Genomic DNA, 26351 nt, shown 5'->3' on the forward strand with positions numbered 1-26351 from the left:
CGATGAAACTGCTGATAGTTGAAGATGATGAACTTTTACGGCAGGGATTAACGCTGGCACTTACCAGTGAAAATTATGCCTGCGACTGCGCGTCAACCGCGGCCGAGGCGCAGAGTCTGATCCAAACCAGTCAGTACAGTCTGGTGATCCTGGACTTAGGATTGCCAGACAAAGATGGCGCAACGCTGCTGCGCCAGTGGCGACGTCAAAGTATTTCCCTGCCCGTGTTGATTCTTACTGCCCGCGATGCCCTTGAAGACCGCGTCGATGGCCTTGATGCCGGTGCCGATGACTATCTGATTAAACCCTTTGCCCTAGTCGAATTACAGGCCCGTGTCCGCGCCCTGATCCGCCGTTATCAGGGGCAGAGTGACAACCAGATTTCCGTCGGCAACCTGAAAATCAATCTCTCCTCTCAGCAGGCTTATCTCAATGATGCGCCGGTAGAGGTCACGCCCAAAGAGTTCGCGATTTTGTCACGACTGATGATGCGTGCCGGGCAGACTGTAAACCGCGAGTTGCTCCAGCAAGATCTCTATACCTGGCAGGATGATTTAGGCTCCAATACGCTTGAGGTACATGTTCATAATCTGCGCCGCAAATTGGGTAAAGAAGTCATCAGAACTGTACGTGGTATCGGCTACAGGCTGGAAATAATCGTATGACCAGTATGCGCCGCCGCCTTCTGGTTATGCTGGCTCTGATCCTGTTCGTGACTCAGCTCATCAGTATTTTCTGGCTCTGGCACGAGAGCCAGGAACAAATTAACCTGCTGGTCAATGACACCCTGTCAGCCAAAGTCCGTAACGCACACGTTGAGAAAGAAATTGCAGAAGCCATTGCTTCACTGATTGCCCCTTCCTTACTCATGATGAGTATTACTCTGGTACTGTCCTTTTGGGCCATCAGCTGGATTATCCGGCCTCTTAACCAGTTACAAAAACGACTGGAGACCCGTTCAGCCGATAACCTCTCTCCCCTGCCACTCAACAGCGAAACCAGGGAGATTGTGGCCGTGACGAATGCATTGAATCAGCTTTTCTCTCGTCTCTCCAGCACCATTCAGCAGGAACGATTGTTCACTGCGGATGCGGCTCATGAGTTGCGCACTCCACTGGCAGGCGTCCGGTTGCATCTGGAAATAATGCGCAAAAAAGGCGTAGAAGGCAGCGATACTCTGATAAGCCGCATCGACCAGTTAATGCATACCATAGAGCAGTTACTTATGCTTGCCCGCGCCGGACAGAATTTTGCCAAAGGCGAATATCAGCAGGTTGACCTGATCAGTAACGTCGTTGAGCCGCTCAGAGAAGAGCTGTGTGAAATGCTCAGTGAACGCGGTCAAAACTTGAAAATACACCTGCCGCCTCGTGCTGAAATTCAGGGGGATGCTGTGCTGCTACGTTTAATGGTACGCAATCTGGTCGAAAATGCTTACCGCTACGGGCCTGAAAATAGCGACATCGGCATCACAATTGCACCGCAAGACAACGGATTCCTGATAAAGATAGACGATGCCGGTCCGGGTATTGATGAAACGAAGGCCAGTGAACTGACACAGGCTTTTAAGCGCGTCGACCAACGTTATGGAGGCAGCGGCCTGGGCTTAAATATTGTGGTGCGGATTGCGCACCTGCATGGCGGTACGCTGATATTGCGAAATCGCCCCGGCAACACTGGCCTCAGCGCACAATGCTGGCTACCGGATGTTGCATTACAAAGCTCGCTGACACTTTCACCAGACACCCGTTAATACGCGCTCCGATTAACACGCGATCAAAAAGAAAAAGGCTGCCAATGGCAGCCTTTCTTTCAGCGATGAAACGCTAATACACGGGATTAACGTTCGTAAATGATTTCTACGCCTTCGTCGTCATCTTCATCCCAGTCATCATCCCAGTCGTCGTCGGCTTCAGATTCCACTTCAGCCAGTTGTTCACGGTGATAATCATCCCACATGAACTCAACTTTCTCGGGTGCCGCTTCTTCAATCGCCATGTGCTTAGGATTTTCGTTGATGAACTTCATCACGTCCCAACACAATGCATTCACACCTTCGCGGTTTGCAGCGGAAATAAGGTAATAGTTACCTTCCCAACCTAATGCATCAGCAATCGCCTTAGCACGCGCTTCAGCTTCTTCTTTCTCGATCAGATCAACTTTATTGAACACTAACCAGCGCGGCTTTTCAGCCAGCTTGGCGTTGTATTGCTTCAGTTCATTGATGATGACTTTGGCATTTTCGATCGGATCAGATTCATCGATCGGCGCAATGTCGATCAGGTGCAACAGAACGCGGCAACGCTCAAGGTGCTTCAGGAAGCGGATACCCAGACCAGCGCCTTCAGAAGCCCCTTCGATCAGACCGGGGATGTCTGCAACCACGAAGCTTTGTTCGTGATCCATACGTACAACACCGAGGCTTGGCACCAGTGTGGTAAACGGATAATCAGCCACTTTCGGCTTCGCTGCAGAGACGGAGCGGATAAACGTCGATTTACCTGCGTTTGGCAGACCCAGCATGCCTACATCGGCAAGCAGCATCAGTTCGAGTGCGATATCACGCTCTTCACCTTTGGTGCCCATGGTTTTCTGACGCGGTGAACGGTTCACGGAAGATTTAAAACGGGTGTTACCGAGTCCGTGGAAACCGCCTTTAGCGACCATATTAACCTGACCATTTTTGGTCATATCGGCCAGGACTTCGCCAGTGCTTTGGTCAAGAACTCGCGTTCCCACAGGCACTTTAATGGTGATGTCCTTACCGCGTTTACCAGTACAGTCGCTGCTCTGACCGTTAGTACCGCGCTCAGCACGATAAGATTTCACAAAGCGGAAATCGATCAGCGTATTGAGGTTCTCATCAGCAACGAGGTACACATCACCGCCATCACCACCGTCGCCACCGTCAGGGCCGCCACGTGGAATGTATTTTTCGCGGCGGAAGCTGACGCACCCGTTACCGCCATCACCGGCCACAACCAGAATCGTGGCTTCATCAACAAACTTCATTTGTTCTGTCTCCGTAAATCATTCGCCGGGCAGCTAAAGTTTAGCTACCAGGTTTTGCTCTGTCCGACGTGGCCACCATCGATGGCCAATTGCGGAAAACATTGCACCCGCCACCACCACAAATGCTCCCAGATAACCAATAAAATTAAGTACTGGTGCAGCAAAAAAGTCAGGCCAGGCAAGTGCCAATAAATCTGAAAATAGCAGGGTAAACAGCGGCGTGAGTGTCACTAATGCACTTACCTGAGCTGCCTGCCATCTCGCCATCGCTTCCGCTAAGGCGCCATATCCTACCAAGGTATTCGCGCCGCAAAACAACAGGCAGGCAAACTGCCAGCCGCTGAGCTGTGAAAGCACCGCAGGGCTGGCCAGCGGGAGCAATGCGATAGAACATAAAGTGTACAGCAAAAAAAGGATTTGCGGTGAAGCCAGTTGACGCAGTAAAACCTTTTGCGCCACACCGTATATCACCCAAACTGTTGCTGCCCCGACGCCAAAAATCACACCCAAAGTGTAATCCGTCAGACGGGTGAAAATCTCAATCAGACTGGTATTGAAAAACAATATCAGCCCAAAAATTAACATACTGGCGCCAATAACCTGCGTAACGCGCATCCTTTCTTTTAGGATGATTACGCTGGCCACCATCATACCGACCGGAGAAAGCTGTCCGATAACCTGAGAAGCCGTCGGGCTAAGAAATTGCAAAGAAGAACTAAAAAGAACAAAGTTTCCCAGTAATCCACAAGTTGCAATCAGCACTAAAACCAGCCAACGCGGTCGCCTGAAAATCGCTCTCGGAGGCAGCCTTCGCCTCATGGCCAAAATGCAACCCAGCACAACGGCCGCCATCGAAAACCGATACCAAACCACAGTAAAGGGATCCATCACCACCAGAACCTGCTTCATGGCGATAGGCAAAGAGCCCCAGCTCATGGCAGTAATCAGCGCCAACAGAATCCCGACAGGTGCCTGTGATTTCGTATCCATATCCCGCCAGAATGGGCTAACCAGAATGTAAAAAGCCCCGCAACGAATTGCGGGGCTTACATCTATTTACTAAGACGCGAAAAACTTATTCAGCTTCGATGCTGATGTACTTACGGTTTTTCGGGCCTTTAACTTCGAACTTGACTTTACCGTCAGCCAAAGCAAACAGAGTGTGGTCCTTGCCGCAACCCACGTTGATACCAGCGTGGAATTTGGTGCCGCGCTGACGAACGATGATGCTGCCTGCCAGTACTGCTTCGCCGCCAAAGCGTTTTACGCCCAGACGTTTAGCTTCTGAATCGCGACCGTTACGTGTGGAGCCGCCAGCCTTTTTGTGTGCCATTGTTCCGCTCTCCTAATCTTAAGCGCTGATGCCGGTGATTTTAACGTCAGTGAACCACTGACGGTGGCCCTGCTGCTTACGATAGTGTTTACGACGACGAAACTTAACGATTTTGACCTTTTCGCCACGACCGTGAGCAACGACTTCAGCTTTGATTACACCGCCAGCCACTAAAGGCAGACCGATGTTGATTTCTTCACCGTTTGCAATCATCAGAACCTGATCGAACTCGATAGCTTCGCCAGTTGCAACGTCCAGCTTCTCCAGACGGATAGTCTGTCCTTCGCTGACACGGTGTTGTTTACCACCACTTTGGAAAACCGCGTACATATAAAACTCCGCTTTCCGCGCACTCAACTTTGTATAGTCCAGAGGGCGCTATAAATATTCACAATAGGGCGCGAATTCTACGCAAAAAATCAGCATAAGACAAGTGTACAATGACGACAAAAGAAGAAAAAAAGCGCAGTTCTTCCGATATCATTTATCTACACTGTTTTTCAAGTACAATCCCCTTTACAGTTAGCGCCATGTGCCAATGTGAGCCAGACCTCATTGCGGTGAAGAGAACAACAGCTGAAAAAACACAATGAACCTAGAACAGATTATTGATCTTACCCAGGACGACATGGCTGCAGTCAATGCATCCATCCTTGAACAGTTGAATTCAGAGGTTTCTCTCATCAATCAACTGGGATATTACATCATCAGTGGCGGCGGCAAACGTATCCGCCCGATGATAGCAGTACTGGCAGCCAAAGCACTATCCTACCGGGGCGATAAACACATCAAAGTCGCTGCTCTGATTGAGTTTATTCATACCGCCACACTGTTACATGACGATGTGGTTGACGAATCAGATATGCGTCGGGGAAAGGCCACTGCGAACGCCGCATTTGGCAACGCCGCCAGCGTATTGGTCGGCGATTTTATCTACACCCGCGCATTTCAAATGATGACAGATCTTGAATCGCTTCCTGTTCTGGCTCTGATGGCAAAAGCGGTGAATGTGATTGCAGAAGGCGAAGTGCAGCAACTGATTAATTGCAATGATCCTGACATCACAGAAGCCAGTTACATGCAGGTGATTTACAGCAAAACTGCGCGTCTTTTTGAAGCCGCGTCGCAAGCCTCTGCCATGCTGGCGGGCGGAAACAATGAGCAGATTACAGCTTTGCAAGATTATGGTCGTTATCTGGGCACCGCTTTCCAGCTGATTGATGATTTGCTCGATTACGATGCTGATGGCGAAACGCTGGGCAAAAACACTGGCGATGACCTTGATGAAGGAAAACCGACGTTGCCCCTTCTGCATGCGATGCAGCACGGTGATGCCGAACAATCCGCTATGATCCGCAAAGCTATCGAAGAAGGTAACGGGCGCCATTTATTGGAACCCGTGCTGGCAGCAATGCATCAGTGGGGCTCTCTGGCTTACACCCGCCAGCGTGCTGAAGAAGAAGCTGATAAAGCCATCCAGGCGCTTCAGGTGCTCCCGGAGTCCGAATATCGCTCTGCGCTTGAAGGCCTCGCGCATATGTCTGTAAAACGCGATTTCTGATATTTGCCTGTCGTACCTGCCGGAATAAAGCAGGCGCGACAGGCATTATTGCGCTAGTTTTTTTCAGGCTCACGTAATCTGTTGAGCAACTCAGATATCCCTTCCCTCACAATGAATGAGATCATCGTTTCACGTTCAGGTTCTCTCAGTTGCTTATAACTTTCGATCCAGATCGCCAGTGGGTCCTGATGTGACGTATACACATATTCAGCAGAACGCTCATTCATCGATAAACTGGCGGCGGCATTACCGGGCAAGCTGTCGATGTGATATTCCACTGCACGTCCCTGAACGCCCAGCCTGCGGCGTTTAATCCAGCACAATCTGCGAGCCATCCCATGCACACCTTGGGTTGACGTCGGCAGTCCTTCTTTTCCGGTCAGTTCCTTTGCTGCAAACCACTCTTTTTTCATAACATTCCTTGTTTCTTATTAAGTAAGTAAGAAAGATCGTTGTTATACATCCATGAGGGTAATGCTGATATTTTCTGGTAATGAGCGTTTATATAAAAGGTGGTATTAACATAAGTCATTTAGAAAAACACCTATTTGACAGAAAGAAGATATTCAATTTTTTGGAGTGAGTCTATAGATGTATGTAAATGCTTCCATGAATTATGTTTATCAACAGCCGGGTGAACTGATTAAATTTTTTTTCGGAAAGCAGTTTAAATAAAATCTTAAACTAAAATAAGAGGAAAATTAAAAAAAGCAAATTACAACAAGTAGATAGCCATCTAAAAAAGCAAGAAAAAACGCCTTAAATCATAATTTAAATAACTGAAATTCAATTAGTTAATTAATCCGATCAATGTATTTGTTCAAAAAAAACACATGCCAGTTACGTTTTCACTTTAAAAACATACAATAATAAAATTATAAACTGACACAAATCACAAAAAGCAAAAGGAATTTACTTGTTTGTCTAAATCAAAATAAGAATGTATTTTCTAAATAAGTAAAATAATGGATTTTAGGAAACATTGATATGGTTTATATGAGTAGCATGAGCAATTTTTAAAAGTATGTTTAATAGCGTATTTATTGAAAATCATTTTTCAGAAGGAAGAGATCATGATGACAAGGAATGAAGACTGGCACCAGGCTGATATTATTGCAGCACTGAGAAAGAAGGGCACCACACTCGCAGCAGTATCACGATCAGCAGGCCTGAGCTCTTCGACACTTTCAAATGCATTATCACGGCCATGGCCAAAAGGAGAATTGCTTATCGCAGGCGCTTTGGGTATCCATCCCTCACTGATCTGGCCTAGCCGGTATTTTGATCCCAAAACGTTGCAAATCATTGAACGCCGTTGCCGCCCGACCAATGAAACACCGCGTTAAGAAAAACAAAAGCCGCCCGTTAACCGGCGGCTTTATTCAATGATCACTTATTAATAAACTGCTCACCAAGCTCGATATCTTTGCGAAGAATATCCAGCATCGAATCCAGCGATTGCTGCTCAAAAGCACTGAGCTGACCGATATCGATAAGCTCTGCAATGCCATTTTTACCTAGCAGAACCGGTTGTGCGAAAAATCGCGCATAATCGCCTTTACCTTCAACATAGGCACATTCCACAACATTCTCTTCACCCTGCATCGCCCGCATCAGTGAAAGTCCGAAGCGTGCTGCAGCCTGACCCATTGAAAGCGTGGCAGAACCGCCACCGGCTTTGGCCTCTACCACTTCCGTTCCGGCATTCTGAATGCGCTGAGTCAGTGCAACAATTTCGCTTTCAGTGAAAGAGACACCTGGGATCTGAGACAATAAAGGCAGAATCGTCACACCGGAGTGCCCGCCGATAACTGGCACTTCGATATCTTCAGGTTGCTTACCCTTCAGCTCAGCCACAAAAGTATTGGAGCGGATTGCGTCCAGAGTCGTTACGCCAAACAGTTTGTTTTTGTCGTAGACGCCCGCATTTTTCAATACTTCAGCCGCAATCGCGACCGTGGTATTTACCGGGTTAGTGATAATACCAATGCAGGCTTTCGGGCAGGTACTGGCAACTTGCTGGATCAGATTCCGCACGATCCCGGCATTCACATTAAACAGGTCTGAACGATCCATGCCGGGTTTACGTGCCACCCCCGCAGAAATCAGGACGATGTCAGCCCCTTCCAGAGCCGGTTTAGCATCTTCACCACAGAAACCTTTAATTTTGACCGCGGTAGGGATATGGCTGAGATCGACGGCGACACCCGGAGTGACCGGTGCGATATCATATAATGAGAGTTCGGAACCGGAAGGTAGCTGGGTCTTGAGCAGAAGCGCGAGGGCCTGACCGATACCACCCGCAGCACCTAGAACTGCAACTTTCATCCTATACTCCTTTTTTATCATTAACTTATAAGTGTCGTGTAATTAATTGGTGTGACCTTAATCACTTACGCTGTTAAAAACAATCGCTCACCTGCAGAGAATCTGAGGTTGGTCGTTTAGAAAGTAAAAAAACATCTCTAAGATGACCTTTTTCCGCTTTTAGTGACTTTTTATCGGAAAGCTTCATCATTAAAAATAGCACCACAAAATAGGCCAGGTTAATAAATGGTTAAATTCGGTCCAATGTGAGAGCTGAATCGAGATCATCACATTAAATCCCTTGTGCAACACAGTTCACCTGCAATGCACAATTTTGGCATATTCATTAAATTGAGCTTAATACAGCGGCACTTACATTCCTTGTTCCAAGCTTAATTCATGATTTTTGCAATTAACCTCTGTTGCATAAAAATTCAATTATCTGCATAATCAGCCCCACTATGATTCAGAGACCAGGGTGCAAAATGCGTAATCCTGCTAAACAGGAAGATTTGATCAAAGCCTTCAAGGCACTGTTGAAGGAAGAGAAATTCAGCTCTCAGGGCGAAATCGTTGTCGCACTTCAGGATGATGGTTTCGAAAATATCAATCAGTCAAAAGTCTCACGGATGCTGACAAAATTTGGTGCTGTCAGAACTCGTAATGCGAAGATGGAAATGGTGTACTGCCTGCCCGCTGAAATTGGCGTGCCGACAACCACCAGTCCTCTGAAGAATCTTGTGCTGGATATCGACCATAACGATGCCGTTGTGGTGATCCGAACCAGCCCGGGAGCCGCACAACTGATCGCGCGTTTACTCGATTCCCTGGGTAAATCCGAAGGGATCCTCGGAACAATTGCCGGTGATGATACGATCTTCACGACACCGGCCCGCGGATTTAGCGTCAAACAGTTGCACGATGCGATCCTCAGTTTGTTCGAGCAGGAGCTCTAGGGCTGCAACATTTTGCACCTCCTGTCGCTTTCATTCTGTGCCTGAGGTCAGAAGATTACCTTCTCTGACCTCATTCAATGCTATTCCCTTCCTTTATTGCTGCCTTCCGTTTCTCAAAAAAACCGCAAACGCACCGCCTTTCTGTTAAATCTCGCTACAACCTACGAAATTCCGTCACACAAATATTTCCAGGGTATGATTCACCGCAAGAATAAGCACAAATAGTCAAATTCACTCACTCCATTGATTTTACTAAAAATTAACACGAAACGAACGTTTTTCATCCACTTTTTATGCCTTTTTGTTATTAAAAACAAAGATAGTTGACATATAACAACCCAAATAACTATTAGCGAGCTATTAATTTATGGCGTGACTAGATGTATACTCATTTCCGTGGTGTGAAGCACCAGTTGTTGGAAACATAATAAAATCGACGAGGTCAAAATCATGAAAGTTAAAACTACCATCGCAACATTAAGCATTCTCTCTGCATTGTCATTTGGCGTTTTTGCAGCACAACCTGTTACACAAGAACAAGCCGCAACAATGCAGCCTACAGGGATGATCAGCGTCAGCGGCGTAGCCGGTGCACCATCAGATATCCGTCAGGCACTGTCAGATAAAGCCGATGCCAAAGGTGCTAAAGCATTCCGTGTTATCGAAGTTCGTGAAGAAGGTAACTACCACGCGACCGCAGAAATTTACCAATAATTTCGGGTAAACGAAGCGAAGGGGCCTGAATGACTCAGGCCCGCGCTATGCGCACTAAGAAGGATTTGTCACTGCACCATCTACGTTCCCGCACGCTTTATGCGCTCCAGAACACGATATTACAGTCCTGATAAATCCAAATCTCAATCGACGTTGCTCTCTGATGAAAAGCACCAACGTCTGTGAATTCAGGAAACCATCATGAAAATTATTACCACTATTGCCGCACTTAGCCTGTTGTCTGTTGTTTCTTTTGGTGCCTCTGCCGCACAGCTTGTGACAAACCAGCAGGCAGAAAATCTGCAACCGATGGGCATGGTCAGCGTTAGCGGCGTCAACGGCGTGCCAATGGATATCCGCCAGCAGCTGTCTGATAAAGCTGAGAGCAAGGGCGCAAAATCTTTCCGTGTGATCGAAGCCCATAACGACGGTGCTTATCACGCGACAGCAGAAATCTATCAATAACATTCCTGAGTAAGTCACTGATATAAAACCGCTGTTTGATTATTTCATAAATTAGCGTTACCGGGTTTCAACAGCCACAGACCAGCGAAAATAAGCGCTGTTGAGGCTGGGAAGAGCGTTGACACTGCCACTGCCCGACTCTCTTGCTAACGATACCCTCGTCGTCCTGTCCGACGACACCCTTTGGCCCTCAAAATTTCGGGGGCTTTTTTTGCCTGAGAAAACCTTAACACGGCGGATCACAGGCATAAAAAAAGCACAGCAACTGCTGTGCTTATTCACTATAAAAATATGATTTTACTGATCTTGTGACGCTTTCGCTTTTGCAGCCAGGGCCGTAAGCAGTTTTCCATGTATACCACCAAAACCGCCATTGCTCATCACCAGAATATGATCGCCAGGCTGCGAGGCCTTAACGACCATATCGACCAGTGAATCGACGTCTGCACTCCAGTGAGCAGGCTGAATACAGTGTTCAGCCACTTCGGCCACCTGCCAGGGAATATGCTGCGGCTGTAAAAGGAAAACTTCATCAGCACGTCCCAGGGAAGGTGCCAGTTCATTTTTACTCATGCCCATTTTCATGGTGTTTGAACGGGGTTCCAGCACGGCCAGAATACGTGCAGTTCCGCCGACTTTGCTGCGCAATGCAGAAAGCGTTGCCAGAATAGCCGTCGGATGGTGAGCAAAATCGTCGTACACGCTGACATCATTTTCTACGCCGCGCAATTCGAGACGGCGACGGGCATTAATGAAATCGCCCAATGCCTTACAGGCATCTTCCGGCTTCACGCCCACATGGCGTGCCGCAGCAATCGCCATCAGGCCGTTATGCATGTTGTGCTCGCCAACCAGATTCCACTTCACCTGCCCGACCGCTTCGCCGTGCAAATAAACCTCGAAAGTACTGGAATCTGGCGTCAGTTTCTTAGCATCCCACACACAATTTTCGGCATCACCGACAAATTCCTGCTCACTCCAGCACCCCATCGCCATCACTTGTTTCAGCGGTGTGTCGTGCTCCGGCAGAATGATTTTTCCCTTGCCCGGCACCAGACGCACCAGATGGTGGAATTGTTTCTGAATCGCTTTCAGATCATCAAAGATGTCAGCGTGATCGAATTCGAGATTGTTGAGGATCAGCGTACGCGGGCTGTAATGAACAAACTTGGAACGCTTATCGAAGAACGCACAGTCGTATTCATCAGCTTCCAGCACGATAAACGGGCTGTTGCCCAGACGCGCAGATACCTCGAAATTGCCCGGCACGCCACCAATGACGTAGCCCGGTTCATAACCGCAGGCTTCGAGGATCCACGTTACCATGCCGGCAGTGGTGGTTTTACCGTGCGTCCCCGCAACGGCAATAACCCAGCGCTCTGGCAGAACATGATCATGTAACCATTGCGGACCTGAGACATAAGGGATCCCAAGCTCCAGCACCGCTTCGACACAAGGATTACCGCGCGTCATCGCGTTGCCGATGATCACCAGATCCGGCTGAGGATCTAACTGGGCAGGATCGTACCCCTGGATCAGGTCGATCCCCTGATTTTCCAGCAGCGTACTCATCGGTGGATAAACGTTGTCGTCCGAACCGGTTACCTGATGCCCCTGTGCACGAGCCAGCATCGCCAGCCCGCCCATAAACGTGCCGCAAATCCCAAGAATATGAATGCGCATATATTTTCCATTAATGCCTTTAAGTCAGCCGCTATTCTACCGCTCAGAATCCTCCAGAAGAAATGGATTTGCCTATGATTCGTCCATATATTTGGGCTAAACTGCTCACGCTCTTGTGAAATTTTTATTAACGTACCGTTATCTATCCTCGATTCAGGGAAAGTGTCATGAAAACGTTAGGCGAATTTATTGTTGAGAAGCAGCAAGATTTTCCACATGCAACTGGTGAACTGACAGCGTTACTTTCAGCAATTAAACTCGGCGCTAAAATCATTCACCGTGATATCAACAAAGCGGGTCTGGTCGACATTCTGGGTACCAGTGGTGCAGAGAATGTGCAGGGTGAAGTGCAGATGAAACTTGATCTGTACGCAAATGAAAAATTAAAAGCCGCGATGAAGGCGCGTGGTGAGATTGCCGGTATCGCGTCAGAAGAAGAAGATGAGATTGTCATTTTCGAAGGTGAACGCGCTGAAAATGCAAAATACGTCATTTTGATGGATCCGCTGGATGGTTCTTCAAACATCGACGTTAACGTTTCTGTCGGGACAATTTTCTCGATTTACCGCCGTACGACTCCGCTGGGTCAGCCGGTGACGGAAGCTGACTTCCTGCAACCGGGAAACCGCCAGGTCGCCGCAGGTTATGTGGTATATGGTTCTTCCACCATGTTGGTTTACACCACCGGCGCAGGCGTTCATGCCTTTACCTACGATCCTTCACTTGGTGTTTTCTGCCTCTCTCACGAAAAAGTCTGTTTCCCTAAAAAGGGCAACATGTACTCGATCAACGAAGGCAACTACATTAAATTCCCGCTTGGCGTTAAAAAATACATCAAGTATTGCCAGGAACAGGATGAAGCGACGCAACGCCCTTACACCTCACGCTACATCGGCTCGCTGGTGGCAGATTTCCACCGCAACCTGCTGAAAGGTGGCATTTATATTTATCCAAGCACCGCCAGCCATCCGAACGGAAAACTGCGTCTGCTGTATGAATGCAACCCGATGGCTTTCCTGGCCGAGCAGGCTGGCGGTAAAGCCAGTGACGGTAAAAACCGTATCCTGGATATCATCCCGCAGAAACTGCATGAACGTGCACCATTCTTTGTGGGCAACAGTTCAATGGTGGAAGACGCGGAGCGCTTCATTGCCCAGTTCCCTGATGAATAACTGAAATACGCATCAAAAAATCATCAAAGAATGAATGTGATACCTGTGTAGCTTTGCATTGACCCAAACATAAAAAGGTGGCTTAAAAGCCACCTTTTTTATTGTTTACCGCTCAGGATTTTTTCAGAAATGATCGGCTCGATTGAGTTTAAACACCGCCATGCTTTTTGCCAGTAACTGCGCCTGCTCTTCCAGTGAACGTGTGGCCGCTGTCGCCTGTTCCACCAGTGCGGCGTTTTGCTGCGCTACCTGATCCATCTGCGTAATCGCCACGTTCACCTGTTCGATGCCGTGCGTTTGTTCGGTCGTCGCGATGGAAATCTCACGCATCAGGCTGGTCACTCGAGTCACTTCGCTGGAGATTTCCAGCATGGTGTTTGCGGCAGATCTCACCATATCCGAACCTTCAGAAACCCGGCTTTCAGAATCCACAATCAGCTCTTTAATCTCTTTAGCCGATTGCGCACTGCGTTGCGCCAGGCTTCGCACTTCACCCGCCACCACCGCAAAACCACGACCCTGCTCGCCGGCACGTGCGGCTTCGACTGCCGCATTCAGCGCCAGAATATTGGTCTGGAAGGCAATGCCGTCGATGACCGTAATAATGTCGCCGATACGTTTTGAGCTATCGGTGATGCCCTGCATTTTATCCATTACCTGATGGACGACTTCGCTGCCTTTGTTGGCAATGACTGACACGCTTTGCGCCAGTTGATTGGCCTGGTCAGAGTTCGCGGCATTCATGCGCACGGTTGAGGTCAGTTGCTCCATGCTCGCGGCAGTTTCTTCCAGCGATGCAGCGGATTCTTCGGTGCGCTGCGCCAGATGGACGTTACCGGCAGCCAGTTCGCGGGAACCGACATCGATCTGATTCCCGGCATCGCGTACGCGTCCGACAGAAAGCGCCAGCGAATCCTGCATTTGCTTCATCGCTTTCAGTAAACGCCCCATTTCGTTATTACGGGAATCATCAATTTCATGGGTCAGATCGCCTTGGGCGATGTATTCCAGTTGCGCAATGGAGAATGTCAGCGGATGCATGATGATCTTCTGCAAGGCGAACCATGCCAGCACCGCGATAATCAGCGCAATGATGAAGCTGGTGGCAATCACCGTCAGTTGGATACGTGCATTGGCGCGGGCCTGTTCAATGCGGTTGTTGGTATTATCTACGGCATAGGCACGGAAATCCGCCAGCGCTTTATCATAAGCATTGCTGTAAGGCGTGATTTTGTTTTCCAGCACATCGTAATAACCGTCTGCACTTTGCGCCTGAATTGCTGCCAGCAGCGGCACTAAGCCGTTAGCTTTATAGGCATCGTAGGTTTTCTTTACTGCGTCGGATAAATCTCTGCCCTGCTGAGTGTCATCCTGGATGCTGATAAATTTCGCCAGATCGGTATCGGCTTGTTTGATATAACCGCTAATGCGGTCCGCTGTATTTTTCGCATCATCCATCATGCCAATTTCCAGCTGACGTACCGCCACGCCGCTGGCGACACGCGTGCGCAACGAGAAACTGTAGCTGTCGGCCAGTGAACCAAGTTCATCGCCCTGAAGCTGGTTAATTTTTTGCAGTGATGTCGCACTTTGCCGGATGGCATTCGCCCCCAGTACGCTCACCAGCAAGAGAATTAACGTCATAAATACCAGCAGGCCAATCAGACCGGCTTTTACGCTCAACTTATTCAACATACGGTGTTATCCAGCCATTCAGGTGAAAAGGAGATACTTCAGATGGGTAGGGATCAGGTTAATCCTGATTTTTTGTTTGAATATTGTTATCGGCAATCGCTCGAATATCTTGATAAGAAAAGCAAAAACAGGCAGTTACGCGGAAAAGTATCGGATCAGTAAATTTTACTGCCAATACGGAAGATTTAGCCGAGGTTCAACAGCAGGTCATGCCGGAAAATGCGCGCAGACGATTCGACGAAAAGGGCGGGAAATCGCGGGAGAGTTGGCTATAATGTGCGGCACTCTATTCCTGGTTCAATGAAGGAAACCAACAATGAGCTTACTGAATGTCCCGGCGGGCAAAGAACTGCCAGAAGATATCTACGTAGTGATCGAAATTCCTGCAAACGCAGATCCAATCAAGTACGAAGTGGATAAAGATACCGGCGCGCTGTTTGTAGACCGTTTCATGTCTACTGCGATGTTCTATCCGTGCAACTACGGTTACATCAACCACACGCTGTCTCTGGATGGCGACCCGGTTGACGTTCTGGTTCCAACTCCGTACCCGCTGCAACCAGGTTCTGTGATCCGCTGCCGCCCTGTCGGTATGCTGAAAATGACCGACGAAGCCGGTGAAGATGCGAAACTGGTTGCCGTTCCGCACACCAAACTGAGCAAAGAATACGATCACATCAAAGATGTGAACGACCTGCCAGAACTGCTGCGCGGCCAGATCACCCACTTCTTCGAGCAATACAAAGCGCTGGAAAAAGGCAAATGGGTAAAAGTTGACGGTTGGGCTGATGCTGCTGCTGCAAAAGCTGAAATCGTGACCTCTTTCGAACGTGCTAAAAACAAATAAGTTTTCTGCCATTTGAACAAAAAAACACCGCCAGATGGCGGTGTTTTTTTATGTATTAAGCGTTGTCAGACAACGATTATTTTCCGACGACCTTGCTCAGATTACTCACTTACTGCTTCGTTACGCTTAACCCAGTCACCACCCTCAATTCTCGGCACACCATCCAGTGAACGAATGTAGAGGTAAATCCAGGCGCTGCCATAAGGTGTCGAAATCAGCTCACGACGATAATCTTTCGTATTACTTTTCAGCTCATCTAACTCAGCCATGATGGACGAGTTAATGCGGTAAACTTCGCAATAGACTTTGCCTTCCCCTGGTATAACAGCAGGATAGTGACCCAGATTATACAGGGCGTAACCTTCCAGCTCATGATCACCCAACCATTGAGCATTCGTCATCCAATGACTGTTGCCTTGCTTGCGTCGTAAGCTACCGTAAACAATTATTCGCATGTTTATATTCGTATAGTAAAAGTCACATGAATTAAAACTCAAACTGATAGAGCAAATCCAATGCCTGATCGATGCCCGATACAGCCTGCAGGTAAAGCTTGGGCATCAACCGGTAGCGCAGAGTGAGCGTTGCCAGCGAGTCGAATATCCCGACGCCATATTTCACCTGTAAACCCGGTAAAACATAACCACTGACCACGACCTGGGAGCTGTCTCCCACGCCCTGAGTATCCAGCGCCAGATTGCTGACACCGAATGCCTCGCCGATTTTACCCACAAGTTTACCACTTTGTGCAACCCCTAACCCGATAAGAGCGGAAGTCATTGCGCCACTGTCACCGCCGGAGTTGTCTAATCCTTGCCCGCGAAGCAGGTAGGACAAGGCTTCCTGCTGTGACATCGCCGGATCTGAGAATATTTCAAGTTTAGGCGCATCGGCCTCACCGGTAACTCTCAAACCAGCAACCACATCGTTTTCTGTCGCGTCCGGGTTACGGATCGCTTCCAGATTCAGTAGCGGCTGGTCCGCCGGGCCGGAGAACAGCAACTGGCCTTTACGTACAATCAGATCCTGCCCGTAGGCATGGAAGCGCCCGGACGGAATATTAATTTGCCCGTTCAGCCCCAGACCGCGGCTGTCCTGTGCCACTTTCAGCGCACCTTCCAGCCGGGCTTTCAGACCGAAGGCATCGAGACGAACATCTTTACCAATGTTCACCATCAGATTGCTGTTGATCGGAATAGAAGCAGAAGCCGGTGCGATAGGCTGACGCTGGTCGTTGAGCATTACTTCATCCGACGACACGCCCACTGCACTTTCCGGCAATTCTTGCACCGTAATGCGCGCCCACGGAATATCAACGGTTCCGTTAAGCGAGAACAACTGCGGCGTGGCATCAAACACTAAATCCGGTGAAACGTCCAGACGTACCATCGGTGGCACGGAAACCCGCACTTTGTTGCCTCTCGCCGCGATGCGGGCGCGCCAGGCATTAATTTCACTCCAGTCGGCGTTACCGTTCAGCTCAAGCTGACCCTGCGCGGTTTTGATCACCCCTTCCATGATGGATGACATACCGTTGAAATTAATGCCGATATTGGCATCGGTGATATCAAACGGCATAAATTGCGCGTCGAAATCAACACCGGTCAGCGCAAGCCTGCCAAACACCAGCGGTTTCTGTGCGTTACCGCCGAGGCGCAGATTGGCATTCAAAATACCCGAGGCTTTTTCGCCGTCCATCAGCGCGGGTTGCAGCAAGGCCATCGAGATACGGGCAATATTCACATTACCGCTGAGGTTACGTTTTCCCTGCGGATCGGCAATCTGGATGCTGCCGTCAAGCTGACCGTTGTGGGTGATTTTAATCAGCCAGTCGAGACTGGCACGACCGTTGTTCAGCCCGGCGTTCAGATTCAGCGTATCAAACGCCACCGGCAGCGGGCTGCCCTGCACCAGTTGCTGAACTTTCACGCCTTTACCCACCAGTGAAACACTGGCCTGCGGCAGTCCGCCTTCCGCTTTCCAGCTCACATCGGCTTTCCCACTGAACACGCCGCTCAGCTGTGTATCATCGGTCAGGAAAGGTTTGATCATCGCCAGGTCAAAGCGGTTGAGCACCACGCTCGCCTGCCCGCTGGCACCGGCATCAATCGTTTTCGGTACACACAAATCAGCGTCCGGGTTTTGCCAGCAATGCGGGCCAACGGTGATCCGTTGCTCTTTATTAAAGTAATCCAGTGCAATCGAACGGTTCAGTCGCCATTGCCCGACTGGCGTATCAAACAAGGTATTGGTGATGTCGCCTTTCCATTCCTCGGTTGCACGGTCAAAACTGCCGCTCAGCGCCAGACGGCCGGAAACCGGTTTGCCATCGACTTTCAACGTCAGTTCATGCTTTTTCTCGTTACCTTTGGCCTCGAGATTAATGTCAGTGATATCCAGCGCATCCTGTTTAAGCTGCTGAACGCGTACACTAAAATTCCCCTGGATCTGATCGGTAGAGCTGACGTCGCCTTTAATATCCACGCGCCGCACCGTCAGCGCCTGCCATTTAAGGCCCGTCGCTGTTATATCCGCCAGCAGCTTCGGTGCCTTGAGATCACCGCGCAGTTGCAGCATTCCTTTCACTACGCCGCCCAGCCCCGGCAATGCACCGTCAAGATGTGGGGCATCGACTTTAGCGTCGAGATTCCAGGTATCAGCGAGCGTCCCCTTCACATCCAGATTATTGCGCCCCAGTTCAAGATGCAGTTGCGGGATATCCCACTGGCCATAACTGTTGCCGCGCACATTACCCTGCGCTTTGACCGCGTTTTGCTTCACGTTACCGGTAAGATCCAGCACCGGCACCTGAATCTGCCATGTGCCGCCATACAGGCTGCCGCGCGTGGTGATCTTACCCTGCAATTTCGCCGGCCAGTCAGGATACTGTTTAGCGGTATTAATGCCGGTCAGCTTCAGTTCACTGTTCCAGCTGATGGCTTTACTCCAGTCCACCACGCCGGTCAGGTCGGTATTGCCTTCCAGCGCGGCAAGGCGCAGCAGGCTCAGTTTGAACTGCTCCACGTTGCCTTTACCGTCAAGGGTCAGCGTCGCAGGCGGTATCTGCTCGCCTTTGAAATCTGAACGCAGTGACAGCGCGTAATCGGTCGCTTTACCACTCACGTTAAATTTGAAGCCTTTCACCTGATACTGCGGCGTGCCGGTCAGCGGCCATTGCAGCGCATCGCTGGTAAGTTGCAGATCCAACGGCAAACCGGCTTCCGCCAGCTGAGTTTGCAAGGCCAGCTGAGCACGCACCGGGCCGGAAAGATTGAGGCCAACATCCAGCTTATCGCGCAGCCCGCCCGCTACTTTCAGTTTGATCTTCTCCCCTTTCAGCGGATCGATATTCACGGCGGTATTGAGGGTCATATCGACCGGCCAGTTCTGGTTGAGCGTCGCCTGCCCCATACCATCCACGGAACCCTGTGGCGAGCGCACCATCAGTTTATCCAGTTTTACAATCTGATTTTGCGTACTGGCTTTCAGCTCGAAACGGGTGATCAGCACATCGGTATCGCCGGTGAGACGCAGGTTTTCGGCGAGAATTTGCTGAATATCCAGATCAACCGGCAGACGGAAATCCGGTAACTCAGGCAGCAGCGGTTTAGCAAACAACTCCTGCAATGTTTCACCCAGCGGTTTCTCCGGCACGACCACCGGCGGTTGTGCCGGTTTGCCCGTCGCTTTTTCGACGGCTTTGTCCTGCGCGGCCTGCACCACGTCCGGTAACGGGCTGACCGGGGTTTTCGGCAGCGCAATCAGTAATCCGCCGATACGCGTTGGCATCAGCTGAATTGCGCGGCCTTCCCAGTGCGCCCCTGTGCGGAATGACGCCAGCGAAATAGCCCGGTCATCCAGCGTAATATTGATGTTATCCAGCGTCAGCAAACGCAGCGTGATCGGATACGGCGTGCTGAGATTGGTTAGCGGCTCGCTGTTTTCCGGCTCAGGTTGCGCGGCGGCTGGCGTCATTTCTTTGGTATTGACCACCACATTCACGTCTTTCACCCGCAACGCATTGACGCAAAGCGCGCTGTTTTTCAGGCAGGAGAAATCGAGGGAAAGGTGAAACTCCCCGGCTTTAACGTCCACACCCGGCATTTCGTAATGCACGCCTTTCAGTGTCAGGTCGCGCCATCCACCTTCGGTACTGGCTATGTTCAGGCCCGGTACGAACCGGTTGGCACCGTTGATCATCAGGTGCAAACCGGTTTGTGTGCCGACCAGAAAGGCCACCAGGCTGATTAACAGCACCAGGAAAATCAGGAATCCCAGGCAGATTTTTTTAAATAAACTCATAATTCCGGACCCAAACCGATGTAAAACTGCAATCCATGCTCATCTTTGTCGCCAACCGGAGCGGCAACATCTAATTTCACCGGGCCGATCGGTGAAGCCCAGCGCACACCCACACCCGCGCCGGTTTTAAAATCGTTTTGTGTAATGTCATTAACCGCTTCACCGGAATCGACAAACACGGCGCCCCACCATTTTCCGGTCACGTTGTACTGGTATTCCACAGAACCGGTGCCCAGATAGGACGCACCGGTCAGCTTGCCTTCGTCATCACGTGGAGAAATGGATTTGTATTTGTAACCACGGATACTGCGGTCACCACCGGCGAAGAAGCGCAAGGATGGCGGCACACGTTCGAAGTCATTGGTTTCAATCCACCCCAGATTGCCGCGGAACACAAAACGGTGCTTGTCAGCCAGGGTGCGGATCCAGACGTTTTGCGCCTGAATCACAGCGAAATCGACATCAGAACCCCAGCTAGTATCGGACACATCAAGAGAGTAGCGCTGAGAATCGCCCCAGGTTGGCATCAGACCGCCGCGCTGACGCGTACGGTTGAGACTCACACCCGGATAAATCAGCATGGTGGTGTTGGTCACACTGCCCTGTGTAAAGTGATCAAGGCTCCAGCGCAGATTGACCGCATGTTGCCAGCCGCTCGAGAGATCCCAATAACGCGCCAGATTGACGGTGGTGGAATCTGAATTGGTATCGTTCAGGTCTTCACGTTTGAAACCGCCCTGCACCAGGTAATATTGCTCCAGCGGGGATTTCAGCAGCGGAATTTTATAACTGAGATCTAAAGACTGCTCCGGGCCGGAGAGCGTGGTTGAGGTTTCAAAACTCTGGCCACGATCGTTAACCCATGGTTTCTTCCAGTTGGCCGTCACCCGCGCGCCAATGTCCGTGGAATAACCGATACCGGTTTCGATGGTATTCTCGGTGCGCGGCGACACCACGGCATTCAGCGGCAGGGTTTTCGTGGCTTTGGCATCCGTGAAATCCGGGGACACGACAACAGAGTTAAACCAGCCGGTAGCAGACAGGCGGCGGTTAAGCTCAGCCAGTTGCGCCGTGGTGTAGTAATCACCCTGATGAAATGGCACCAGATTTTGCAGATATTCATCACGGATCTGCGATCCCTGATAATGCACATCACCGAAGCGGTAACGCTCGCCGCTGTCAAACTGAATGTCCCAGAACGCTTTGTGCTCGTCTTCGATGACGCCCAGTTGGCTTTTACGCATCGTGGCGTCAAAATAACCTTTGCGCAGGGCAATGCCGGTCAGTGAGCTTTTGAAATTGTCGTACGTCCCGTGGTTTAAAATCGTCCCTACCGCAGGCACATCACGCTGTTTGAGCTGTTCGAATTCATTATCTTTGTCTGCCTGCCCTTCAATCACGACACTCGTGCCAGCGATTTTCACCGGTATCCCTGGTGTCACTTTGGCAATCAACACCGGACGCCCGGGCGGCGGTGTTTCGCGGTAATCAAAATCGATGGTCGGCGAATAATACCCCAGCGGCCTTAAACCCTGTTCAATGGCAGCACTGACGCGGGCACGGAACCGTCCGTTAGCCCCGACTTCATCGCTTTGAATGGCTGATAAACGGACGCGGACGTTCCTTTCTAAATCGCCATCCAGGCCTTCCAGTTGCAAACGCACCTTCGCTGCCATGGAAAGTGAGGGGGCCAGCAGTACAAATAACAAACCCAGTTCACGATATCGTGGCACACGCACTCCTGCTAAATTTTACTGTCCTGTTAAAATATCAGATGCCCGCCGGAGATTATCTGCCCATCTTTGGCAGATTCATCTTTTTAAAGTCTGATGAAAGCATTTTAGTGCTAATCCCCTGAAAATGTTCAACGACGAAGCAACGTCCTTCGTATTGTGTGCAAAGACGCAATCAGATACAACTAACACTGACCTGTTGGTCGTTGTTATTCGTACAAACCTTTTGTGACAAACCTCGTTCACTAAAGCAACAACTGGAGTTTTCTGTGGTGCAACTTTCCGATAAAACGCAGTCTGTCACGCAGGCAGAAGCGTTACCTGGCCGTACAACCCCGATGCCGGTGGCAACCCTTCATGCAGTAAGTGGCCACTCAATGACGCATGTTCCTGACAACATGGAAGTCGCGATTTTTGCGATGGGCTGCTTCTGGGGCGTAGAGCGTTTGTTCTGGCAACAGGAAGGGGTTTACAGTACGGCAGCCGGTTATAGCGGCGGTTTCACTCCCAACCCGACCTACCGTGAAGTGTGTACCGGCCAGACCGGTCATGCGGAAGTCGTGCGCGTAGTCTTTGACCCGGCGATTATCAGCTACACAAAACTGTTGCAGATTTTCTGGGAAAATCACGACCCGGCGCAGGGTATGCGTCAGGGTGGCGATATTGGCACGCAATATCGCTCCGCGCTGTATGTGCTGAGCGCAGAACAACAGGATCAGGCGCTGGCAAGTCTGGCGAGTTTCCAGCAGGCGATGGACGAAGCGAACGATAAGCGCACTATTACCACGGAAATCACCGAAGCACTGCCGTTCTATTATGCGGAAGATGAACATCAGCAATATCTGTTCAAAAACCCGGAAGGTTACTGCGGATTAGGCGGCATAGGCGTCTGTCTGCCGCCGCAATAATGCGGGATTTTTAAGCGCTGGCGGCAGTCTCAGTGCTGCTGCTATACTATGCGGGTCACAAAAGTGGCCCTTGAAAACTATTTCTGGCAATTATCTTTGTTTTTCATCCTTAACGCTTTTTTCTTCTGAACAGCTTTTTAATGTTTTTTTAAAAAGGGTGTTCTTTAAGCAACAAAAATAATGAGTGCCTTTCTCTGCCGGTTAATTCCGGTGTTAAACGGATAGATTATGTTAAACAGTATTTTACTGATTCTCTTATTAATCGCGATCAGTGCCTTTTTCTCGCTGTCAGAGATATCGCTGGCCGCTTCCCGCAAAATAAAACTCAAACAGTTGGCAGACGAAGGAAACGTCAATGCCTCCCGTGTCATGAAGTTACAGGAAACCCCTGGCCTGTTCTTTACCGTGGTGCAGATTGGCCTCAATGCCGTCGCCATCCTCGGTGGTATCGTGGGTGATGCCGCATTTTCCCCGGCTTTCCGGACCTTTTTTATCCGCTTTATGTCGCCTGAAATGGCGGATCAAATCAGCTTTATCTTTTCGTTCGTGCTGGTCACCAGCCTGTTCATTCTGTTTGCTGACCTGACACCGAAGCGCATCGGTATGATTTCACCTGAGTCGGTTGCCGTCCGTATAGTCAACCCGATGCGTTTCTGTCTGATGATTTGCCGCCCGATGGTGTGGTTCTTCAACGGTATGGCGAACATGATTTTCCGTCTGTTCAAGCTGCCCATGGTGCGTAACGACGACATCACTTCCGACGATATTTATGCCGTCTTTGAAGCCGGTGCGCTGGCGGGCGTACTGCGTAAGCAGGAACATGAACTGATTGAAAATGTGTTCGAGCTGGAATCCCGTACCGTTCCGTCGTCAATGACCTCGCGTGAAAGCGTGATTTATTTTGACCTGCGTGAAAGCGAAGAAAGTATTAAAGAGAAAATCGCCACTCACCCGCATTCCAAATTTCTGGTGTGTGACGGTCATATCGATCAGGTCGTCGGTTATGTTGATTCGAAAGATTTACTGAACCGTGTGCTGGGTAATCAGAGCTTAATGTTGAGCAGCGGTGTGCAAATCCGCAATGCGCTGATTGTGCCGGATACGCTGACGCTTTCCGAAGCACTGGAAAGCTTCAAAGCGGCAGGCGAAGACTTTGCCGTGATCCTCAACGAATATGCGCTGGTGGTGGGTATTATCACGCTTAACGACGTGATGACCACGCTGATGGGGGATCTGGTGGGTCAGGGTATGGAAGAACAGATTGTGGCCCGTGATGAGCATTCATGGCTGGTTGAAGGCGGTACGCCAATCGAAGACGTGATGCGCGTGCTGCATATCGAAGAATTCCCGCAATCCGGTAACTATGAAACCATCGGCGGCTTCATGATGTTCATGCTGCGCAAGATCCCTAAGCGTACGGATTTTGTGAAATTCTCCGGCTTCAAATTTGAAGTGGTCGATATCGACAGCTATAAGATTGATCAGTTGCTGGTGACGCGTATTGTCGACCAGCCTGCTGCACCGCTGCTGCCAAAAACGCCGCAGGAAATTAAAGACGACAAGAAAGCGCAGGGGTAAGGCGCTTTTTCAAGCGTGGAAAATTCAAACGCCAGAAACACTAACGGCTCCTTCAGGGAGCCGTTTCTTTTTGCGCACGCTGCTATAAAGCAGTGACAACACGCAGGGCACACTTAGCCCATTTCTGCCTGCAAATGCGTAACCTGACGGTTAACTTCAGACATCACGCTAAAGTGGCGCTTATCGCGTACCTTTGGCAACAGGATCTTGCCTTGGTCGAATTCAAAAGCGCCGACGTCCTTGATATACAAACGTCCACGAAACAGTGTCTTAACGTACTTTGCGACTTTCATCGGATTGTAACGCTGGAATATTCTCATTTTTCTATTGTTCTCCGTTAAATCACTGCAGGTACCGGCCACGTCGCAAGGCGACAGATACCGGGACAGAAAAGTGTTTTGCAGTGAAGAGACCTATAACATAGCAGGGCACTCAGGTATTGCCAGTGGATTTAACTGCTTTTACATTGATTTTCAGTATTGTCTTAAACCCTGACATTCAAACACAGTATAACCCTGCTTTATGTGGCAATTTTGTAATCAGCAACACAAATTTAACATACCAACAGGACAGACCACTTAGGGCGTCCTATGATTGGCGTGACTGTTCTTTTGCGCCCCGGAGAATCTATGCTTTTAAGAAGTCTTTTTGTGATCACTTTTATGACATTTTCGCTTTTTGCATCTGCCCACAACTTTACCGTCGGCCAGCGTCTGGCACCGGTTGGGGTGGATGATAAAGGCGAACTGAATGACGTTAAGGATGCATTCAGTTACAGCAAATGGAACAGCGCAAAACTTCCTGGAAAAGTGCGTATTGTGCAGCACATGGCGGGAAGAAGCAGCGCCAAGGCCCTGAACGAACCGCTAATTACGGCGATCAGAGCCGCGAATTTGCCCCATGACCGTTATCAGACCACGACTATCGTCAATACCGACGACGCTATTATCGGTACCGGCATGTTCGTCCGTAAAAGCATAGAAAGCGGCAAACGTGAATTCCCGTGGTCGCAGGTAATTGTCGACAGCAACGGTGCGGTGAAAAAGGCATGGGACCTGCAACCGGAAAGTTCAGCGGTGGTGGTTCTGGATAAACACGGGGTAATTAAATTCGCCAAAGACGGGCAGTTGTCACCGCAGGAAGTCCAGCAGGTGATTACGCTGGTGGATCAGCTGGTAAAAGAATAAAACGTAAAAACCCCGGCGTAAACCGGGGTGTCATATCAGAATAAAGACACTCTGAAGCCCGGATTCAGGAACGATTCGCGTGGCACGTAGTTCAGCGTCTGCCCTTTCCAGTCATGTACCTGCGCACCGGCAGCCAGCGCGACAGCATGACCGGCGCCGGTATCCCAGATATTAGTCGGTCCGAAGCGCGGATAAAGTTGTGCCGCACCTTCCGCCACCAGACAGAATTTCAGCGACGAGCCGATCGCTACCGTCTGATGTTCGCCCAGTTGCGCCAGGTAATCCTGCAATTCAGGGTCATTACTGAAGTGTGAACGACTGACGACCACCAGCGGCGGATGCGCTTCTTTCACTGCAATCTGCTGACGTTCGCCCTGCTCTTCTTTCCAGGCTTTGCCTTCTGCGGCGCTGTACATCACCTTGGTCACCGGCACGTACACCACGCCTAACACCGGGATACCGTCTTCGATCAGTGCAATATTAACGGTGAATTCACCGTTACGTTTCAGGAATTCTTTGGTACCGTCCAGCGGATCAACCAGCCAGTAACGCGTCCAGTTCTGACGCTCGCTCCAGCTTTGCGGGTCTTCTTCCGACAGCATCGGCGTTTGCGGATCCAGCGTTTGCAGGCCGGCTTTAATCACGTTGTGCGCTGCAATATCTGCTGCGGTGACCGGCGAATCGTCTTTTTTATGGCGCGCATCAAGCGGTTGTTCACCGTCATACACCGCCATGATCGCGTCACCCGCATCGCGCGCTAACTGACAAATTTGCTCTAACATCGTTTACCTCAGTGCTTTGATTCTCATTTCTCAAGCCTAGTTTTTTTTGCCGCGAATAGCCATCCCGTAATGTGAACACGTCATAAAGCTGTTACATCTCACATTTATCCATGACA

Annotated in this window: 25 protein-coding genes; 12 read left to right on the forward strand and 13 right to left on the reverse strand. The window is 49.9% G+C overall.

The window, feature by feature from the left end; all coding sequences use genetic code 11:
• The first annotated feature begins 2 nt into the window (after window positions 1–2).
• Both pmrA and pmrB read left to right on the forward strand, forming a co-directional pair.
• A complete protein-coding gene (gene pmrA, locus GW591_RS21310) occupies window positions 3–665 on the forward strand; it encodes a two-component system response regulator PmrA (RefSeq protein ID WP_013573810.1) in 663 nt (220 codons plus the stop codon).
• Window positions 662–1753 carry a two-component system sensor histidine kinase PmrB gene (gene pmrB / locus GW591_RS21315; protein WP_166861346.1) on the forward strand — a complete coding sequence of 364 codons (1092 nt, stop codon included), beginning with the start codon at window positions 662–664 and terminating at the stop codon, window positions 1751–1753. Before pmrA ends, pmrB begins: the two co-directional genes overlap by 4 nt.
• 86 nt (window positions 1754–1839) lie before the next feature.
• On the opposite strand, the gene cgtA is transcribed toward pmrB, so the two are convergent.
• The 4 genes from cgtA to rplU form a co-directional block, all read right to left on the reverse strand.
• Window positions 1840–3012 carry an Obg family GTPase CgtA gene (gene cgtA / locus GW591_RS21320; protein ID WP_119261165.1) on the reverse strand — a complete coding sequence of 391 codons (1173 nt, stop codon included), beginning with the start codon at window positions 3010–3012 and terminating at the stop codon, window positions 1840–1842.
• A gap of 33 nt (window positions 3013–3045) precedes the next feature.
• Entirely contained in the window at window positions 3046–4002 is a 957-nt protein-coding gene (locus GW591_RS21325) for a DMT family transporter (protein WP_112152042.1), read from the reverse strand.
• Between the two features lie 85 nt (window positions 4003–4087).
• Complete coding sequence (rpmA, locus tag GW591_RS21330) at window positions 4088–4345, reverse strand: 50S ribosomal protein L27 (protein WP_013573805.1); 258 nt, start codon at window positions 4343–4345, stop codon at window positions 4088–4090.
• A gap of 18 nt (window positions 4346–4363) precedes the next feature.
• Complete coding sequence (rplU, locus tag GW591_RS21335; RefSeq protein ID WP_013573804.1) at window positions 4364–4675, reverse strand: 50S ribosomal protein L21; 312 nt, start codon at window positions 4673–4675, stop codon at window positions 4364–4366.
• Window positions 4676–4934: 259 nt separating this feature from the next.
• Here rplU and ispB point away from each other — a divergent pair, with 259 nt between their 5' ends.
• On the forward strand, window positions 4935–5906 hold the full coding sequence (gene ispB / locus GW591_RS21340) for an octaprenyl diphosphate synthase (RefSeq protein WP_119261164.1): 972 nt from the start codon (window positions 4935–4937) through the stop codon (window positions 5904–5906).
• A 53-nt stretch (window positions 5907–5959) separates the two neighbouring features.
• Here the strand turns inward: ispB and GW591_RS21345 are convergent, their stop codons facing one another.
• On the reverse strand, window positions 5960–6319 hold the full coding sequence (locus tag GW591_RS21345) for a DNA-binding protein (RefSeq protein ID WP_013573802.1): 360 nt from the start codon (window positions 6317–6319) through the stop codon (window positions 5960–5962).
• A 660-nt stretch (window positions 6320–6979) separates the two neighbouring features.
• Here GW591_RS21345 and GW591_RS21350 point away from each other — a divergent pair.
• On the forward strand, window positions 6980–7252 hold the full coding sequence (locus GW591_RS21350) for a helix-turn-helix domain-containing protein (protein WP_013573801.1): 273 nt from the start codon (window positions 6980–6982) through the stop codon (window positions 7250–7252).
• Window positions 7253–7295: 43 nt separating this feature from the next.
• Here the strand turns inward: GW591_RS21350 and mdh are convergent, their stop codons facing one another.
• Window positions 7296–8234, reverse strand: coding sequence for a malate dehydrogenase (mdh, locus tag GW591_RS21355; protein WP_013573800.1), 939 nt, complete (start codon window positions 8232–8234; stop codon window positions 7296–7298).
• 464 nt (window positions 8235–8698) lie between these two features.
• Between mdh and argR the strand changes: the two genes are divergently transcribed.
• The 3 genes from argR to yhcN (GW591_RS21370) all read left to right on the forward strand — a co-directional run bounded on the left by argR (window position 8699) and on the right by yhcN (GW591_RS21370) (window position 10348).
• The gene (gene argR / locus GW591_RS21360) at window positions 8699–9169 is read left to right on the forward strand and encodes a transcriptional regulator ArgR (RefSeq protein WP_013573799.1); all 471 of its coding nucleotides are present in this window, start codon (window positions 8699–8701) and stop codon (window positions 9167–9169) included.
• A gap of 450 nt (window positions 9170–9619) precedes the next feature.
• On the forward strand, window positions 9620–9883 hold the full coding sequence (gene yhcN / locus GW591_RS21365; RefSeq protein ID WP_013573798.1) for a peroxide/acid stress response protein YhcN: 264 nt from the start codon (window positions 9620–9622) through the stop codon (window positions 9881–9883).
• A gap of 201 nt (window positions 9884–10084) precedes the next feature.
• A complete protein-coding gene (gene yhcN / locus GW591_RS21370; protein ID WP_014411566.1) occupies window positions 10085–10348 on the forward strand; it encodes a peroxide/acid stress response protein YhcN in 264 nt (87 codons plus the stop codon).
• A gap of 297 nt (window positions 10349–10645) precedes the next feature.
• On the opposite strand, the gene mpl is transcribed toward yhcN (GW591_RS21370), so the two are convergent.
• Window positions 10646–12031: a UDP-N-acetylmuramate:L-alanyl-gamma-D-glutamyl-meso-diaminopimelate ligase gene (gene mpl / locus GW591_RS21375; RefSeq protein ID WP_112152041.1), complete on the reverse strand. Its 1386-nt coding sequence runs from the start codon at window positions 12029–12031 to the stop codon at window positions 10646–10648.
• Window positions 12032–12198: 167 nt separating this feature from the next.
• Here mpl and fbp point away from each other — a divergent pair, with 167 nt between their 5' ends.
• Window positions 12199–13203, forward strand: coding sequence for a class 1 fructose-bisphosphatase (gene fbp, locus GW591_RS21380; protein WP_013573794.1), 1005 nt, complete (start codon window positions 12199–12201; stop codon window positions 13201–13203).
• A 123-nt stretch (window positions 13204–13326) separates the two neighbouring features.
• On the opposite strand, the gene GW591_RS21385 is transcribed toward fbp, so the two are convergent.
• Window positions 13327–14898 carry a methyl-accepting chemotaxis protein gene (locus GW591_RS21385; RefSeq protein ID WP_013573793.1) on the reverse strand — a complete coding sequence of 524 codons (1572 nt, stop codon included), beginning with the start codon at window positions 14896–14898 and terminating at the stop codon, window positions 13327–13329.
• Window positions 14899–15214: 316 nt separating this feature from the next.
• Here GW591_RS21385 and ppa point away from each other — a divergent pair, with 316 nt between their 5' ends.
• Window positions 15215–15745, forward strand: a complete 531-nt coding sequence (gene ppa / locus GW591_RS21390; protein WP_013573791.1) for an inorganic diphosphatase — start codon at window positions 15215–15217, stop codon at window positions 15743–15745.
• Between the two features lie 101 nt (window positions 15746–15846).
• On the opposite strand, the gene GW591_RS21395 is transcribed toward ppa, so the two are convergent.
• The 3 genes from GW591_RS21395 to tamA are packed head-to-tail and all read right to left on the reverse strand — an operon-like array spanning window position 15847 to window position 21780.
• Window positions 15847–16200 carry a gamma-glutamylcyclotransferase family protein gene (locus tag GW591_RS21395; RefSeq protein ID WP_013573790.1) on the reverse strand — a complete coding sequence of 118 codons (354 nt, stop codon included), beginning with the start codon at window positions 16198–16200 and terminating at the stop codon, window positions 15847–15849.
• Between the two features lie 31 nt (window positions 16201–16231).
• Window positions 16232–20047 (reverse strand): autotransporter assembly complex protein TamB, encoded by a 3816-nt coding sequence (tamB, locus tag GW591_RS21400; RefSeq protein ID WP_013573789.1) that lies wholly within the window; start codon window positions 20045–20047, stop codon window positions 16232–16234.
• On the reverse strand, window positions 20044–21780 hold the full coding sequence (gene tamA / locus GW591_RS21405) for an autotransporter assembly complex protein TamA (protein ID WP_166861349.1): 1737 nt from the start codon (window positions 21778–21780) through the stop codon (window positions 20044–20046). The genes tamB and tamA overlap by 4 nt, the downstream gene beginning before the upstream one ends.
• Window positions 21781–22052: 272 nt before the next feature.
• Between tamA and msrA the strand changes: the two genes are divergently transcribed.
• Window positions 22053–22688, forward strand: coding sequence for a peptide-methionine (S)-S-oxide reductase MsrA (gene msrA / locus GW591_RS21410; protein ID WP_014411565.1), 636 nt, complete (start codon window positions 22053–22055; stop codon window positions 22686–22688).
• A gap of 228 nt (window positions 22689–22916) precedes the next feature.
• Window positions 22917–24266, forward strand: coding sequence for a hemolysin family protein (locus GW591_RS21415; protein ID WP_013573786.1), 1350 nt, complete (start codon window positions 22917–22919; stop codon window positions 24264–24266).
• Window positions 24267–24379: 113 nt separating this feature from the next.
• Here GW591_RS21415 and GW591_RS21420 read toward each other — a convergent pair whose 3' ends face one another.
• Window positions 24380–24586 (reverse strand): DUF1107 domain-containing protein, encoded by a 207-nt coding sequence (locus GW591_RS21420; RefSeq protein WP_013573785.1) that lies wholly within the window; start codon window positions 24584–24586, stop codon window positions 24380–24382.
• 309 nt (window positions 24587–24895) lie between these two features.
• Between GW591_RS21420 and GW591_RS21425 the strand changes: the two genes are divergently transcribed.
• Window positions 24896–25453 carry a YtfJ family protein gene (locus GW591_RS21425; RefSeq protein WP_121020152.1) on the forward strand — a complete coding sequence of 186 codons (558 nt, stop codon included), beginning with the start codon at window positions 24896–24898 and terminating at the stop codon, window positions 25451–25453.
• A 35-nt stretch (window positions 25454–25488) separates the two neighbouring features.
• Here the strand turns inward: GW591_RS21425 and cysQ are convergent, their stop codons facing one another.
• Window positions 25489–26235: a 3'(2'),5'-bisphosphate nucleotidase CysQ gene (cysQ, locus tag GW591_RS21430; protein ID WP_013573783.1), complete on the reverse strand. Its 747-nt coding sequence runs from the start codon at window positions 26233–26235 to the stop codon at window positions 25489–25491.
• Between the last annotated feature and the right edge of the window lie 116 nt (window positions 26236–26351).

Origin of the sequence: Rahnella aceris (genome assembly GCF_011684115.1) — a bacterium.
Classification (GTDB): Bacteria; Pseudomonadota; Gammaproteobacteria; order Enterobacterales; family Enterobacteriaceae; genus Rahnella; species Rahnella aceris.